At 48.4% G+C, this 14,856-nt stretch carries 20 protein-coding genes; 8 read left to right on the top strand and 12 right to left on the bottom strand.

From position 1 onward, the window contains the following. Positions 1-123 precede the first annotated feature (123 nt). Both FVF72_RS01800 and FVF72_RS01795 read right to left on the bottom strand, forming a co-directional pair. Positions 124-807 (bottom strand): radical SAM protein, encoded by a 684-nt coding sequence (locus FVF72_RS01800; RefSeq protein ID WP_013295366.1) that lies wholly within the window; start codon positions 805-807, stop codon positions 124-126. A gap of 172 nt (positions 808-979) precedes the next feature. Continuing rightward, positions 980-1,285, bottom strand: coding sequence for a DUF2769 domain-containing protein (locus FVF72_RS01795; protein ID WP_147671050.1), 306 nt, complete (start codon positions 1,283-1,285; stop codon positions 980-982). A gap of 232 nt (positions 1,286-1,517) precedes the next feature. On the opposite strand from FVF72_RS01795, the gene FVF72_RS01790 reads away from it, so the two are divergent. The 3 genes from FVF72_RS01790 to aqpM are packed head-to-tail and all read left to right on the top strand — an operon-like array spanning position 1,518 to position 4,000. Then, entirely contained in the window at positions 1,518-3,017 is a 1,500-nt protein-coding gene (locus tag FVF72_RS01790) for a DUF2193 domain-containing protein (RefSeq protein WP_147671049.1), read from the top strand. Positions 3,018-3,048: 31 nt separating this feature from the next. After that, the gene (locus FVF72_RS01785) at positions 3,049-3,258 is read left to right on the top strand and encodes a DUF2180 family protein (protein WP_147671048.1); all 210 of its coding nucleotides are present in this window, start codon (positions 3,049-3,051) and stop codon (positions 3,256-3,258) included. A 1-nt stretch (position 3,259) separates the two neighbouring features. Beyond that, on the top strand, positions 3,260-4,000 hold the full coding sequence (gene aqpM, locus FVF72_RS01780; protein ID WP_147671047.1) for an aquaporin AqpM: 741 nt from the start codon (positions 3,260-3,262) through the stop codon (positions 3,998-4,000). Positions 4,001-4,068: 68 nt separating this feature from the next. Here aqpM and FVF72_RS09375 read toward each other — a convergent pair whose 3' ends face one another. From FVF72_RS09375 to FVF72_RS01765, 4 genes are all read right to left on the bottom strand, one after another. Further along, a complete protein-coding gene (locus FVF72_RS09375; RefSeq protein WP_255503767.1) occupies positions 4,069-4,221 on the bottom strand; it encodes a hypothetical protein in 153 nt (50 codons plus the stop codon). A 38-nt stretch (positions 4,222-4,259) separates the two neighbouring features. Then, on the bottom strand, positions 4,260-5,441 hold the full coding sequence (locus FVF72_RS01775) for an MFS transporter (protein WP_255503766.1): 1,182 nt from the start codon (positions 5,439-5,441) through the stop codon (positions 4,260-4,262). A gap of 135 nt (positions 5,442-5,576) precedes the next feature. After that, complete coding sequence (locus tag FVF72_RS01770; RefSeq protein ID WP_147671046.1) at positions 5,577-7,436, bottom strand: glutamate synthase-related protein; 1,860 nt, start codon at positions 7,434-7,436, stop codon at positions 5,577-5,579. Between the two features lie 9 nt (positions 7,437-7,445). Further along, complete coding sequence (locus FVF72_RS01765; protein ID WP_147671045.1) at positions 7,446-8,114, bottom strand: GXGXG domain-containing protein; 669 nt, start codon at positions 8,112-8,114, stop codon at positions 7,446-7,448. 149 nt (positions 8,115-8,263) lie between these two features. On the opposite strand from FVF72_RS01765, the gene FVF72_RS01760 reads away from it, so the two are divergent. Beyond that, positions 8,264-8,812, top strand: coding sequence for an ArsR family transcriptional regulator (locus tag FVF72_RS01760; RefSeq protein ID WP_147671044.1), 549 nt, complete (start codon positions 8,264-8,266; stop codon positions 8,810-8,812). 117 nt (positions 8,813-8,929) lie between these two features. On the opposite strand, the gene FVF72_RS01755 is transcribed toward FVF72_RS01760, so the two are convergent. Continuing rightward, a complete protein-coding gene (locus tag FVF72_RS01755; protein ID WP_147671043.1) occupies positions 8,930-9,151 on the bottom strand; it encodes a hypothetical protein in 222 nt (73 codons plus the stop codon). 160 nt (positions 9,152-9,311) lie between these two features. Here FVF72_RS01755 and FVF72_RS01750 point away from each other — a divergent pair, with 160 nt between their 5' ends. Beyond that, positions 9,312-9,692: a hypothetical protein gene (locus FVF72_RS01750; RefSeq protein ID WP_013295377.1), complete on the top strand. Its 381-nt coding sequence runs from the start codon at positions 9,312-9,314 to the stop codon at positions 9,690-9,692. Between the two features lie 145 nt (positions 9,693-9,837). Then, positions 9,838-10,404 carry a zinc dependent phospholipase C family protein gene (locus tag FVF72_RS01745; protein WP_147671042.1) on the top strand — a complete coding sequence of 189 codons (567 nt, stop codon included), beginning with the start codon at positions 9,838-9,840 and terminating at the stop codon, positions 10,402-10,404. Between the two features lie 58 nt (positions 10,405-10,462). On the opposite strand, the gene FVF72_RS01740 is transcribed toward FVF72_RS01745, so the two are convergent. Genes FVF72_RS01740 through FVF72_RS09240 form a run of 4 tightly spaced genes read right to left on the bottom strand, consistent with a single transcriptional unit; the run spans position 10,463 to position 12,396 of the window. Next, complete coding sequence (locus FVF72_RS01740) at positions 10,463-10,939, bottom strand: hypothetical protein (RefSeq protein WP_147671041.1); 477 nt, start codon at positions 10,937-10,939, stop codon at positions 10,463-10,465. Between the two features lie 13 nt (positions 10,940-10,952). Then, positions 10,953-12,080 carry a TIGR04083 family peptide-modifying radical SAM enzyme gene (locus FVF72_RS01735; protein ID WP_013295380.1) on the bottom strand — a complete coding sequence of 376 codons (1,128 nt, stop codon included), beginning with the start codon at positions 12,078-12,080 and terminating at the stop codon, positions 10,953-10,955. 8 nt (positions 12,081-12,088) lie between these two features. After that, complete coding sequence (locus tag FVF72_RS01730) at positions 12,089-12,241, bottom strand: TIGR04165 family Cys-rich peptide (protein WP_013295381.1); 153 nt, start codon at positions 12,239-12,241, stop codon at positions 12,089-12,091. A gap of 2 nt (positions 12,242-12,243) precedes the next feature. Then, positions 12,244-12,396 carry a hypothetical protein gene (locus FVF72_RS09240; protein ID WP_171770391.1) on the bottom strand — a complete coding sequence of 51 codons (153 nt, stop codon included), beginning with the start codon at positions 12,394-12,396 and terminating at the stop codon, positions 12,244-12,246. A 50-nt stretch (positions 12,397-12,446) separates the two neighbouring features. On the opposite strand from FVF72_RS09240, the gene FVF72_RS01725 reads away from it, so the two are divergent. Both FVF72_RS01725 and FVF72_RS01720 read left to right on the top strand, forming a co-directional pair. After that, entirely contained in the window at positions 12,447-13,001 is a 555-nt protein-coding gene (locus FVF72_RS01725; protein WP_052457264.1) for a heme-binding protein, read from the top strand. A gap of 14 nt (positions 13,002-13,015) precedes the next feature. Then, the gene (locus tag FVF72_RS01720; RefSeq protein ID WP_048176465.1) at positions 13,016-13,759 is read left to right on the top strand and encodes a SagB/ThcOx family dehydrogenase; all 744 of its coding nucleotides are present in this window, start codon (positions 13,016-13,018) and stop codon (positions 13,757-13,759) included. 53 nt (positions 13,760-13,812) lie between these two features. On the opposite strand, the gene FVF72_RS01715 is transcribed toward FVF72_RS01720, so the two are convergent. After that, a complete protein-coding gene (locus FVF72_RS01715; protein ID WP_147671040.1) occupies positions 13,813-14,829 on the bottom strand; it encodes a pseudomurein-binding repeat-containing protein in 1,017 nt (338 codons plus the stop codon). Between the last annotated feature and the right edge of the window lie 27 nt (positions 14,830-14,856).

Below are 14,856 nucleotides of genomic sequence, written 5' to 3'. Positions count from 1 at the left end.
AGATCCCCAACCTACTGTCAATATAAAAGGCGCAGCATTTATATATTTTTTGATTTTAATCTCAGAGGAGTACATCTGATGGAGCATCGCCTGTTCAGATGTTTTCCAGGATCATCGTTTTCCTTAGATGTGGTCCAGGACCATCCTTCTCCTCTTATGCCTCCGGAAGTCCAGTGATGTTGAGACACTGCTGAGGTACTTCCTGCTTATCTCCGCAGCCCTCACTATTTCATCATCCCTGGGCCGCCGGGCACCCAGGCTGTTGTTGTAGCCAACATAACCGGTTATGCGGTAGGGAACGTCCCACTCTGAGAGGAACTCCGCGATTTTTTCAATCTCATCAACATCCACGATTCCAGGGATGAGGACAGTTGAGACCTCCAGTTTACCTGAACCTGTGAGTTCCTCTATACACTCAAGGACAGACCTGTTTGATCTTCCTGTGAGCTGCAGGTGTTTCTCATCATCGAGTGCCTTGAGGTCAACGTGGACCTCGTGGAATGTACTCTTCCTCAGGATTTCCCACCGTGTGCCGTTGGTTGAGATGGTCACATGGAGGTCCCTGCTGAGGGCCTCTGTGAATTCAGGCAGGTCCCTCTGCAGTGTGGGCTCACCACCGGCTATGAGCACACTGTCTATACCCTCCTCTGAACTGATCCTCAGGACCCGGTCTGCTATCCTCTCCGCATCATACTCCCTGCAGTTTCGTGGGGTGAAGAAGCAGTACCTGCACCTGAGGTTGCAGGTGGGTGTGAGCACGGTTATGATGTCACTTACGGATATGTGTGATAGCTGGATATGTTTCACCTCGGAGGTATACTATGATGTCACTTACAGACATCTCTGATGTACAAATAAATTTCAACTCAAATTCATGGTTTATTGCTGTTGTGGTATATATGTGGCGGTCCAGATCCTGCATTTCTGCTCATCTTTCCACACCAGGGAACCAACTTCATTATACATCTATATTACGAAGTTATCTCTGTCTGACACAGAAGTACTCAGATACCTCATCCTCGGATAACCTGTGCTCACGCCAGACCTCACATCCACTGCATAGGCACTCCTCATGGGGATCTATATCCCTGCAAATGGCTTCACCTGTGGAACAGTAGACCCCTGGAACCCTGTCGGTGTCCATGCGCATGGCACTGTCAAGGTCCTGCTGGGTTATGAGGAGCATTATCCTCTTCTTATCTGCCACGCACTGACTCCTGCTCTGGACGGGACACTCGAGGCAGAGGCACCTTCTGATGTTTTTCATGCTGAAGTCAACCTGCATGCCATCACCATAAATATTATATGTGTCTGCTGCCACTTCATATTTACCCCAACTCCAAAAAATTTCAATTAATAATCATGATAAACTGAATTTTTTTCAGAAAAAAAACCTTTATTTAAAACTTTTGTCTTGTAACTTTTAGAAACTGATATTAATGAAGGAGGTCTACTTAATATTGGTAGAATGTAATTAACTGGATGACCCGGCAGGCATTTCTACCGAAGGTGATCTAATGGCTGAGTTATATGAAAAAATGGTAGAAGAGGCCATGATGGCCCAGAAAGCCGATGTGGAAACCATAAAAAAGAACAGGGGAAAGGAGTTTAAAATAAAGGATACAAAGGCCTACCTGGACGTTGTGCAGGACATGAAGGCTGTGGGAGACCAGAGCGAGGCGGTGATAAACCTGCACAAGGACTCAGTGAAGGCCCACTATGAGATACTTGACAGCCTTACAGACACCATAAGACCAGAGGATGACCCCTTCGTTGAACACTACCAGACACCCGTGGTCCTGGAGATACTGAGGGACGAGGACAGTGAATTTGAGAAGAGCCTTGAGGCATTCATAGATGCAATAGGAAGGGCAGAGGCCCTCATAGGAAGGGAAGCAATAAGAAGGTATGGAGGATTCTATGGGCCAACCTGTGTGGTTGACTTCGCCCTCATGCCCGGAAGCACAAGCAACGTGGTGAACAGGATCCTCAGGGAAACAGATATACCTGAGATGCACAAACAGGCGATCCTCTCAGCAAAGTCATGGGGTATGAACACCTCCTATGGTATTGGAGAGGTATTCGCAAATGAGATCGAAAACGGGGCAAGCGCTGCAGAGGCGGCAGAGAAGGAAATAGAGATGGTGAAATACATCTACCAGGAACCTGTTGAGGCACAGGCAAAACTCATGGACGATCATGGACACGAGTCCTTCGATGTGAGGGAGTACATGTCCCGCTACAGGAAGGAGATGGAGGGGACGGTGAAGGCCGCCATTGATGATGGGGTGCACTACGGCAACATACTCACGGTGCCGGCGTACTGCGTCGGTGACATATCACACCACATAGCCCAGTCCACCTACAACATGTGCAAGGATGATGTGGTGATGGCCATAATCGAGGCAACAACCGGGGTTATGGAAAGCACACTTAACAGTGCAGTCAGCTCATTTAAGAGCGAATATGATGTGCTGAGCCTTGCAACAGGTTCATCTGCATGTGCAGTTGAGTACATACTTGAACTCGACGGATTCAATGCAATCGGTGTTGTTGACCTCCTCACCAAGAGGTTCCACAACTATGTCCAGTTATACCCCACAAGGGGGGCTGCAGCAGAGCTCCACAACAGTGACTTCATGGACATGATATACCGTGGATGGACCCACCTGGATGAGGCAAGGAGGATGCTAAATGGAGCAGAGGGCCCACTTGAGCCAATGGTCGCTGGACATAAGGTTGACCTCTCACCGATACATGAAAACGAGGTTATAATGAACCCGCAGCGCTACACATACCCTGCCTGCGCAATAACCGTGAGGTTCTCAGCCCTCATGAGACTTGCCGATTACCCATGCCTCCTTACAAGTGAACCTGTAACAGCAACCCTCATGACCAATATAATCGCACTCCATAAGGAGAGCGCAGCATCACCTGCAAGGACCTGTAAGAACTGCGCAGCGGCAGCACTGGTGGACTTCAGGCACAACCACTGCCAGTGGAGAGAGGCTGTATAGCCTTAAAACACTTCTTTTTTCGGGTGATGGTATGAAATGCTATGTATGTGCAGAGCAGGGAAAGGATACCGATGCTGTGGCCATATGCATTGTCTGCGGCATGGGCCTCTGCACAGAACACGCAATACGTGAGGAAACTGAGGTATGGAGTGGCGGCTACCCCTTCCCGGCAGAGAAGGTTGGGGGTACCCTGCCAAGGATACTCTGCCCCTACTGCTACAACGTTATGAAGGAGGAATAGCATGGTATCCCTTACAAAAAGGTGCATCGCCGAGTTTATAGGGACCTTCATTCTTGTGTTCTTTGGTGCAGGGTCAGCCGCGGTGACACTGATGATAGCCTCTGGCGGCACATCCCCCAACCCATTCAATATTGGAATAGGGCTCCTTGGGGGACTTGGGGACTGGGTTGCAATAGGTCTCGCCTTTGGTTTTGCAATAGCTGCCAGCATATATGCCCTGGGAAACATCTCGGGCTGCCACATAAACCCGGCAGTTACCATAGGGTTGTGGTCTGTTAAGAAGTTCCCTGGACGCGATGTCGTACCCTACATCATTGCACAGCTCCTTGGAGCTGCATTCGGGAGCTTCATATTCCTCCAGTGTGCAGGTATAGGAGCGGCCACCGTTGGTGGGCTGGGGGCAACAGCACCATTCCCTGGGATCAGCTACTGGCAGGCAATGCTTGCAGAGGTAGTTGGTACATTCCTCCTAATGATCACAATCATGGGTATTGCAGTTGATGAGAGGGCCCCCAAGGGATTTGCAGGGATCATAATTGGTCTCACGGTTGCCGGTATAATCACAACACTGGGTAACATAAGTGGAAGCTCACTGAACCCAGCACGTACCTTTGGCCCCTACCTCAATGACATGATCTTCGCAGGTACTAACCTCTGGAACTACTACCCCATCTACGTCATAGGACCCATTGTGGGGGCGGTTCTTGCAGCACTCACCTACCAGTATCTCACATCGGAATAACCCAACTTTTATATTTTTTATTAGGTGATCACGTGTTTCATAAAACTTTTTTTGATTAGTCTGATTACCTAAAGGTTCCTTTTCATGGTAGCAAGCTGTTCTTCCCTTCTCTTGAGGCGTGTTGATAGGAGGAATATCGTCATGGCGACAAACACAAGGAGGAGGAATGAATACCTGTAACCACCGGTTCCTCCAATGGATGCCACAACACCCCCGATCATGGCACCCCCCACCAGCTGGCCGGCACTTGAAAGTATATTCAGGAGGGCCTGGCCGGAGGCCCTGTGTTCAGGGGGGCCTCAGAAAGCATTATGTACCTCAGGGGGGCCCCTATAACTGTTATGAGGCCAAGGCCCATGAGAACCTCGGCCAGTATGAAGAGTGCCAGGGTGGATGATAGAAGGGCCATCATCAGGCACCCTGTTATAAGTATGAGGCTACCTGAGACCATCACGGTCTTTGACCCAACCCTGTCAAGCAGGAAACCGATAACAGGTGCCCCAAGGGCCATTGTCATCACAAATGGAAGTAAACTGAAACTGGCCATTGATTCTGATAGTGAAAGGGCCAGGAGGGCATAGCTTGGTATGAAGACGATGGCCGACTGTGACAGGCCATTACCTGCGGATATTGCAGTTGCAATCCTGACCTCCCTTTCCCTCAGGAGGTCCACCTGTATTATGGGGTCCCGGGCGCTGTTTTCAACACGCCAGAGGATGGGTAGAAGTGCAATGGCGATTAAAAGGGGAAGTGACACGATTGGTCTTGTGATGCTTCCCGGGATATCTGCTGTATCAAGCTGGTTGATGCCAATGGCCAGTGATGTTACAAGGACGGCGAGTATGATGGTCCCCAGGACATCAAAACCACCCTCATCATCCTTAACCGTGACGGGGAGTATGAAGAATCCTGCTATAACAATGATGGCTGCCACCGGGATGTTGATGAGGAACAGCCACTCCCACCCGTAGGGGAGTATGAAACCTGCAAGCACGGGACCTGCTATTGATGAGAAACCGAACACAGATCCGATGATACCGAGAGCCCTGCCGCGGCTTTCAGGTGGGAACGTGTCCCCTATGAATGCACTTGCAACAGGGAAGATACCCCCGGCACCGAATCCCTGAAGGGATCTTCCGAGGATGAGAAGGGGATATGATGGTGATAGTGCTGTTATGGCGGATCCCGCTGCAAAGAGGGTTATGTCAAGGATGTAAATGTTTCTCCGACCGTACCTGTCTGAGAGCTTTGCCATGACAGGTGTTCCCACCATGAAGAAGAGTATGTATGATGCAAACATCCATGATGCAAGGCGGGGGTCCACATGGAACGATTTCTCGATTGCAGGAAGCGCCGGGCCGATTATTCCTATATCCAGCGCCCCCATGAAGACCCCTGCAAAGAGTAGCACCAGTATAATGTTCCTGCTTTTTGTGTCCATGTGAAATATTCAGTGTTCAACCGATAAATCCTTTATCAATTTCAGCGGGAAAAGAAAGTTTCTTGGAATTTTGTGGTTTAGGGATTGTGAAAAAGAAGTTTGGGGATTGAAAAGGAAAAAAAGTTTCAGCGAATCTCACTGGTTTATGAGTTTAAGTCCCGTGATCTCCGCTGTATTGGTGTCCAGTGCACGCAGGTCATCGGGGCTGAATTTCCTTATGTCGTCGTGGCCTGCAAGCTGTGCCAGCATCTTGGCCTCCTCGGTCATGGACTTTATGTAATTGGCAACCCTTCTGGCTGCAAGGTCCACGTCCATCCTTTGCCTGAGGACAGGGTCCTGTGTTGCCACACCAACAGGGCACTTACCGGTGTAGCACATGCGGCAGGCACGGCATCCCATGGCAATCATTGCACCTGTACCTATGTAGACAGCATCTGCACCCATTGCCATGGCCTTGGCAACGTCGGCACCGCTCCTGATACCACCGGTTATGATGAGGTCAACCTCATCCTTGAGTCCGATGTCATTGAGACCGTTAACTGCCTGCACAAGGGCTGCGAGGGTTGGAACACCTGTATGCTCTATAACAACCTCAGGTGCAGCACCTGTTCCACCCTCCATTCCATCAACTGAGATCACATCTGCACCGGCCTCGGCGGCGATCTGGACGTCCTCGTAGACCCTTCCAGGTCCAAGTTTGACAACAATTGGAACCCTCCAGTCGGTGACCTCCCTGAGGAGTTCTATGTGCTTTGCAAGGTCTCCCTCCCTTGTGGCGTCAAGGAAACGGGCAGGGCTGAGGGCATCTGTTCCTTCGGGTATTCCACGGATCTTTGCAACCTCAGGGCTCACCTTCTCTGCCAGGAGGTGCCCACCCATTCCTGGCTTTGCGCCCTGACCTATCTTGACCTCTATTGCATCTGCCACGTTGAGGTAATCTGAGGATACACCGAAGCGGCCGCTGGAGTACTGGACCATGAGGTTGTCTGCAAGTTCCCTTTCCTCGGGTAGCATTCCGCCCTCACCTGTGTTGGCGCAGGATCCCACGAGGGATGTGCCCTTGGCCATGGCCAGTTTGCTCTCCTTGCTGAGGGCACCGAAGGACATACCAGCGATGAGTACAGGTGTCTGGAGGACCAGTGGTTCCTCTGCAAATCTGTCACCAAGCACCACGCTGGTGTTGCAGGGCTCCCTGTACTTGTCAACAGGGGGAATTGATGCCTGGGCAGGGAGTATTATTATATCGTCAAAGTTTGGCAGCCTCCTCTCTGTACCGAATCCCCTGAGGACATATTTACCTGCCTTGGATGTGTACCTGATATCTGCAATTGTCCTTGGGTCCCATATGCTTCCTGCGCCTGTTGGCAGGAGAACAGGGCATGCTGCAAGACATGATCCGCACATTATACACTTGGTCTTATCGATCTCGGCATGGTCCTCCACAATCTCTATGGCGTCTGTGGGACAGACGATTTCACAGGTACCGCAGAATACACAGAGCCCCTGTGTTGCTGCTGCAAGGTCTGATGATGGTGATGATGGTGTTATTGAGCTTGTACTTGGTTTTTTGATTTCAAAACCCCTCTGGATGTCGCTCACGTACTCCATAACGTCGAGGGCCTCCAGGCAGCCCTGTTCACAGGCAGCCACACATGCAGGTGTATCCCCTGGCTTTTCCATGCACTGCTGGTCGCACTTAACCATCCCATCCTCTGTGTAGGTTATGGCACCTATTGGGCACATGAGCATGCAGAGTTTGCAGCCCACACATGACTCCTGGTCGATTTTCACCGCACCGTTTTCCCTCTGGATGGCATCCCTGAAGCATCCCCTTGCACATGACGGGTCAACACACTGCTGGCATACGATTGCATGGTATCCTGTGTCCATCTTGTTGAGGAATATGGCACTCCTTCCGAGGACCTCCTCACAGGCCTCCACACACTTGTTACAACCATCACATTTTTCAGGTTCTGTTAAGAGTATCTGCACCATTTAAACCACCTAACCGTAGAATGGACGTATCTCCTTGCGCTGTATTTTTTTGAATTCCTCTGGAGAGGCGTCTATTGAGTATCTGCTGAAGAGTGAGGATAGCTTGTCCAGGTCGTCCCTTTCAGGTTCCAGGACTTTTGCATTGGTTCCTGTTTCAAAGTCTCCACCAACGTATATGTTGCCGCCGATTATCCAGTCACCTATATCCTTACCGGTGTCACCTGTTATTATGAGGTCTCCGCTCAGCATGTAGAGACCTGCAAGGTCACCTATGTCTCCATCGATTATGATTACACCGCCCTTGTTGAGCTGCCCGATTCCGTCACCTGCGTCTCCATGGACGACTATTGTTCCGTTGTAGGTTCCGAAACCCACACCATCGTCTGCATCTCCGTGGACGATTATTTCCCCTGCAGTCATGTTGTTGCCAACGTATCTCCCGGTTTTTCCATGAATCTCTATCGTTGGTCCGTGGTTGAGTGCCCCAACGAAGTCACCGAACCTTCCACTGAGGATGAACTCTGCCTCCTCCCTTATCCCCACAACAATGGAGTCAAGTTCAGCGTTGCTCTCTATGCTGAATTTCTTTATGTTCTCCCTCAGCCCTTCCTTTATCTTCCTGTTGATGTCCCTTGTTGAGAGATCATCACCTGCGATTTTCATCTCCTGAACAGTCATCTAACATCCCCTGTTGTTTAATGTTCTTTGATGAACATTTTCCACATGTGATAATTTAAGGATTCCCATTTCTGGAAATCAGACATATACAATTATATATTATAATGAGATTATTATCTACTATACTGAGATCTGTAAATGGTGATGGTATGAAGACACTTGTGAGTAACCTGCGGGGAAGGTGCCTCTTTGATGTGGCTGTGAAGGCCCAGATAGATGGGCTGATATCGGTACAGACAGAGGACTTCAATGACTCATGTCTCGAGAAATTCATAAAGGGAGGCATTATTCGGGTTGAGGGGAGAAACCCCATTGAGGCCGCCAGAAAGATAGCAGAGGTCATAAGGGGGGCTAAAAAGCATGGGGAGGTCTATGTTGCATTTGATGGAAGTGACCTTGGGGGTTTACTCTCGTTTTTGGCCCACCGTGAGGGGGTGGCTGGTATCTACACGTGCTTTGGGGATTCTGCGGTGCGTCTTCCCCCACTGAAACTTGACATATCTGATACCAGGCTCAGGATACTCGAGGTCCTTGAGGAGGAAAGCCTCAACGCGGTTTTAATTGCAAGGAAGGTCGGTATTTCAAGGGCTATGGTCTACAAGCACCTATCAGGTCTGATGGAAATGGGACTTGTGGAGCAGTCCCAGATGTTTGATAGATACTCCATTACCGATGCAGGTAAACTCGTTATAATCTAAGAGAGTTTATAAGTACAGTTTTACAAAAAAGGAGTTGGTTTAATGTGTTATAAATCGGTGCTGTTTTACAAAAAAGGAGGTTTGGTTTGAAGGTTGCGGTTATTACCAGAAAAATGTTTATTCCATGGGGTATCCAACCCTGAGCCTGTAGGAAGCCCTCTCACTTATAAGCACAGTACCCGGCACAAAGAAGTCATCGAATTCCGCAACCTTCTGCTTCATACAGGGCTTCAACTCATCCTTGCTGGCATAGGAAGCACATTCATCACTCTCCAGTATACCCTTCCTGACAAGTTCAATGTACCTCATCTTCAGAGTTTCATCATCAAGAACGCTCATCATAATCACCAATATCTACTATATTCCAGCAATATATATATTTTTTGCAGTGCAATCTCTATGGGGTATAAGTATTTATACTACATCGGACAATACTATATACAATGTTCAGAAAAATAAATTTCTGGCATCATGATAAAAAAGAGTTAAGGGGCCTGAAATGATCAAAAGACCTTTAAATTACAGTAAAAACGAGGAGAAATATTCCATAATGTTAAAAACGGTTGTTGAACACCTCAGAGATCAGGGATACGATTTAAAGGTGAATAACGGTAAAAAGAAACTCAGACCACGTATGCTGAAAGGGTTCCTGCCTGATGTCCATGCCCTTAATGGCTCCGATGAAATTGTAGTTGAGATAAGCACCGATAATAGTGATATAAGAAAATGGAGAAGATTTGCATACACCGATGGCATCAGGTTCTGGATAGTTGCACCCTACCCAATCGCAGATTCTGTGAAAACCTGTGTTGAGACATTTTCAATACCTGCAGAGGTTTACGCATGTAACGGTACCATGGAACTCAAGCGTGTACTGTAAATTTTTTATTAATAGGGGTAGTCATCATAAAAAGTTAAGCTTCACCATAAATTTTTTTATTAATTCACACGCTATCTCACAAAAGGTTTATATGGTGAGAACCTAATTATTTCTATAAAAATTCTCTGATTACTGTGAGGTTGAGATGAGGTCTATTTTTATAGCCGCGCTCCTGATTCTTGTGGCATCACAGATTCCGGGGGCATCGGCCTGGTCTGTAAAGAATCACCATGATATTGCAGAGGGGGTCTACCATGCAATGCCCTCTGATGTTCAAAACCGTCTGAGCCTTGATGAGATGAAGAATGGAGCAGACGACCCTGACACGGTTTTCTTTGATTTTGAATATCACGTATATCCATATAACCTTGAAAAGGCCAGGTTCTGGTTAGATCAGGGGAAAATCAGCTATGATTCAGGTAACTACAGTTATGCCAGCTACTGCTATGGTGTTGCAAGCCACTATATCTCTGATGGCATCTGCGGTCCACACACCTCCCCTGGATCCAGCAGGTACCTCCACACCGTCTATGAGATACGTGCAATGCTGCTTGAACCTGTAATGGTCCCTGTCCCTGATGACCCTGAAATGGAGGCAATGAAACTCTGGAGTTCCTGGGTTTCCGAGGGTGACGACTCATGCATATCAGGGGCACTTGACCTGGCATGCAGTGTATCCTGTAGGGAGATCATGAACTCAATAGGGTCCTGATACTGTTTTTTCTCAAATTTTGAGATTGTAGTGGTATATGGGTCTTTTTAAAGTGGGTTTAGCCAAATGTTGAGGCTATCCAGTCACCTGTGTAGTGTGTTATCACTATAATCAGGATTGCCACCATGAGATGCTCACCAAGCACCCTCCAGAGGGGAGCATTCTGTGACCTCGCAATATGTACACTCAGGATACCCAGAAGTAGAAGGCCCCAGATTACTGACACTGCGATCGCAACTGTCAGGTCCAGTAAAAGAACAGGTAAGAGGAATGTGATGGCAAAGACGAATTTGCTCATGAAGGTTGCAATGGTGGACTCCCACACCTCAATTTCGCTGTGCCGGTTTTCGGACTCCTCGGCGATGTGTATGCCCATGGCGTCAGAGAAGGCGTCGGCTATTGCTATTGTGAGCACACCTCCAATCACCGCAAGCCTTGAATGGGTACCTGAATGGAGTCCCACCATAAGGCCAAGGGTGGTTATTATGGCCGATGTAAGACCGAAGCTGAAGCCGGTCTTTAATGAGTGTCTCATAGTTATAACTTTATTATTTCATCATTATATCCAGCACGCCAGGTTTTGATTTCTTCTTCTGCCCTCCAAGGATTCCAGATTCAAGAAACTCCCTGTTGGCCCTCCTGTTGATTTCAGTGAAGATCATCCTGTAGGCCTGGCACTGATGGTCGACGCCATCTATCCTCCGCACTCCATTTTCGACTGTTATGGCATTGTATGGGCAGCCACCGAGGCAGTATCTGTAGAATTCACAGTCACCGCATTCATCATCAACCATTTTTCTCCAGTCATAGAGGGACCGGAGGGCATCACTTTCATTGAGATCCTCCATGCTGGGCCTGTCAGATACGTTACCCATTATGTAATCCTTCATGCCAACGAAGCGATAACAGGGGTATATGTCCCCGTAGGGGTCAACTGCAAAGGTATTCCCCACACAGTCCGCGTGTGTGCACACAACACCCCTGCGGAGGAACGCGCTCTTTGCAAAGTGGTCAATGTTCTGTATTTCGATTTCACCAAAGTGCTCAAGGTACCTCTCAAGGAGGTAGAGGAGGAGATCCCCGTACTCCTCTGCGGTTATGGCCCACTCCTCAGGGTCGGGGCTCTTGAGGGATGGGAGAGCCGGGTGGAGCTTCATGTTCATCTTATTCTCAAGGAAAAACTCGAATATATCCTCCTTTCTCCTTATGGAGTAGGAGGTGAATGTGCTTATGAAGCTCACCTTCAGACCGTGCCTCCTGGCTATCTCATAGCCCTTCATGGTTTTATCGAAGTAACCATCACCCCTCTGGTGATCATTTATTTCTCGGGGACCATCAAGGCTTGAGCCGATGGGTATGCTGTACTCTGCAAAGAGTTCTGCCAGTTCGTCGGTCATGAGCCATAGATTTGTCTGGATGGCAAATGCGGGCTTTAGAAAATCGAGTTCAGTGGATATCAGCTGCAGGGTTTTCCTGTAAAATTCGTAACCTGCAAGGAGAGGTTCTCCCCCATGGAAGGTGAAGGTGGCGGGTTCTTTTCTGAAATCCCTCAGCCATGAAACCATTTCCCTCACTGTTTCAGTGTCCATCACCTTTGAGTCCCGGTCAACACCCCAGCAGTAGCTGCAGTCGGAGGGACAGTTCATTGAGGGGATGATCATAACATGGAATGCCATTCCATCACCTAATCAGCGGTTTCAAATACATGGCCACACTTTTCACAGACGATTTCCTTCAGGGACGTCCTTGACTTGTGCTCATCCATGAATTTTCTCTTAACAACCTTGTCCCTGCAGCCGCACACAGGGCACTCCTTCAGAAACTCTTCCATCTTCATGTTCAGACCTCTATTATCTCTTCCACCACATATTTACCGCCACAGGGACACTCCTCTATTCTATCTCCAATGGGGTAGGGTGGTGTTTTACCTTCAACTTCAAGGGTTCTCTTAGCCCTGCAGAGGTCACAGTAAGCTTCGACTATCCACATCATGTAACTAGATATATATGGTCTGATATATAAGTTGTAAGGGGGTTGTTTTTTTGACTGAGAGTCCAGATTATGAGGTTGAACTGGAAGACGGTGACTTTGAGATAAGGTGCTATCCCGGGTACATACTGGCACAGGTGGATGTTGAGGGGAACTTCAGGGATGCGATGCTTAGGGGATTTTCCATCCTTGCAGACTACATATTCGGGAATAACAGGCGCAGGGAGGAGATTCCAATGACATCCCCAGTAACTGGAGTCAGGCTGGGGGAGAAGATACCAATGGCAGCACCGGTTACAGAGGAGAAACTTGATTATGAGGGAGTTTACAGGATATCTTTTACCATGCCACCATCATACACCCTTGAAACACTTCCAGAGCCCGGTGACACACGTATAAGGTTCAGGGTTGAGAAGAATCAGAGATTTGCGGTCTATAAATTTTCAGGAAGGGTAAATGAGAGCATGGTGGAGGAAAGAACTGGTGAATTCAGGGAGTGGCTCAGAAAAAATTCCATAAAACCCAGATCCAGCTTCATAATTGCCCAGTACAACCATCCTGCAGTTCCTGGTTTCCTGCGAAGGAATGAGATCCTTGTGAAGATATGAATGGGGGGATTCTGATGAATGAGATTGAAAGGAACCGTTACTTCCTGAAGGACAGTATAAGGAAGAGGATAGATTTTTCAAAAACACCCCAGAGCATGGGTGTGGCTGCACCACCATTCGAGAAGCCATGGCCAGATGATGCTGAAATGGTTGACCTCCCGGTACTTGACTGGGCTGAAATGGTGGATGCGAATATTGTAAGCTGCATAAGAAACCGTGAGAGCCGCAGGAGTTACGCTGAAAGGCCCCTTAAACTTGAGGAACTTTCTTTTCTTCTCTGGGCCACCCAGGGTATAAGGATGGTTGCGGGTCACAGCGCCTTTCGCACAGTCCCATCAGCCGGCTGCAGGCACACCTTTGAAACTTACCTTGCGGTATTCAATGTGGAGGGCCTCGAGGAGGGCCTCTACAGGTACATACCATCGGTGCACCGGTTGCTGGTTGAGTACCTTGACGATAACCTCTCCCAGAGGATAGTGGAGGCATCCTTCCACCAGCGCTTCACAGGAGAATCCGCTGTGACATTCATCTGGACCACGATACCATACAGGATGGAGTGGAGGTATGGTCTTGCAGCCCACAGGGTGATCCTCATTGACGCAGGACATGTCTGCCAGAACCTCTACCTTGCCTGTGAGGCCATAGGTGCGGGTACATGTGCGGTCGCAGCCTATGACCAGGAGTACCTTGATGAGGTGCTGGGGGTTGATGGTGTGGATGAATTCACCATTTACATGGCGCCGGTTGGAAAGGTTTAAGAAAAAAATTGAAGTGTGGTGTTACCTTCACCTTATGAGGAGCCACTAAAAAATTAGATTTTCACGGATGATGGTAGCTGCATTTTTTTACTGGATGTGTGGGTCCTTGTAATCCCTGAGTACATTCTGAGGAGGTCCCTGTAACCTATTATTCCATTTTTAAACCGTATATAATTCGGTGCCCTCAGATACCTTCTCATGTAATTGTTGACATCGGCTGCAAGTTTCCGGTATTCGGTCCTTGAGAGGTAACCATGGAATGTGCTCTTAACACCAGGATTTGAGGGTCCCCTTACCTTCAGGTATCTTATGGGTCCGTTCATGTAGTCTGTTACCATGAGAAGGAATGTCTCTGGTCTGTAACCATTGTAGGTCCTTTTGAGTTTTCTGCCGTTTTTCAGGTCAGTGTGTATTCCATTAGCCACACGGGCCATAACTGCAGGGTCAATGCTGTGGTAGGCTATGAGTTTGCTGTTGTAGAATCTCCCCTTCTTCTGAGTTATCCCGGGGGTTTCATTCAGGATTCTCATGATTTCCGATGCTATGAACCGGCACTTCTCTTCCCAGGATGCGCCGGGACAGTCAATGTTCGGCTGTATGATTCTTACACCTGCGGAGGTGAGGAACCTGTAGGGGTACCTGATACCTGCAAAGTACCTGGTGGAGAAGTTATCGTCCCATGCCCTCCTCAGCATGTAGGTATTTTTGAGGTTGAGTTTCCCGGTGTTTACAAATATCACACCCTTGGATGTGGTTGCTGCAAGTTTAGCGACTTCTCTCATTGCCCCAGGGCAGGAGGCTGCAAGGTAAATCGCTACTCCCCCCTGAGGAGTGCAGCTTATTGCACGGCCACCCTCACCAGGTTTCGGGGCTTTGGGGTCCACTGTAACATTGTGTTCACTTTCGTTTTCAATGCAGCTCTTGATGAGGTTGAGGTTTTCAATATCAGAGGAGCTGTTGCCTGTTATGCAGTCTGAGGTGAGGAATATATCAACTGCCGCAGCATCACTGATATTCACTGAAAAAAGGACAAGGGCTGTCATGAACAGTATAATTCCCTTTAATTGCAAACTATCACCTTTATAAACCTCTATTCA

Origin of the sequence: Methanothermobacter sp. KEPCO-1 (genome assembly GCF_008033705.1) — an archaeon.
Lineage (GTDB): Archaea > Methanobacteriota > Methanobacteria > Methanobacteriales > Methanothermobacteraceae > Methanothermobacter > Methanothermobacter marburgensis.
The sequence above is the reverse complement of the archived record's forward strand: the minus strand, read 5'-3'. Positions and strand labels throughout refer to the sequence as shown.